The 332-nt window shown below is 62.7% G+C and carries 1 pseudogene; it reads left to right on the top strand.

The window, feature by feature from the left end:
• Positions 1–120 precede the first annotated feature (120 nt).
• Positions 121–332, top strand: a pseudogene (locus tag P0G09_RS16495) (hypothetical protein); the annotation flags it as partial.

Below are 332 nucleotides of genomic sequence, written 5' to 3'. Positions count from 1 at the left end.
CCGTCAACGGCGAGACAGCCGACTGGGATACGGATCAGGCATGGTGGTGCCTGACCGATGCCACCGGCGAGATGACCACCGTGGGTGTGGCAGACATTGCGCTGCACGATGGCGACAGCGATGCTTTTATCTACACGAAGTAAGGAGCCTGTGCACATCCGGGTGCTGCGGCTGGTGCTCAACGGCCTGATGGGTGCGCTGCTGGTGGTGAGCAAGCAGGCCATGAGCGGCCTGCCCAACATTGAACCGGTGACGCTGCTCGTCATCCTGTTTGCACTGGAGTGGCCCCGGGAAACGCCGGGGGCTGTTACGGTGTTCATCCTGCTGCAGGG

Source organism: Faecalibacterium sp. DFI.5.82, assembly GCF_029076575.1.
GTDB lineage: Bacteria > Bacillota > Clostridia > Oscillospirales > Ruminococcaceae > Faecalibacterium > Faecalibacterium duncaniae.
Note: the sequence above shows the minus strand (reverse complement) of the source record. Positions and strands in the feature narration are given on the sequence as shown.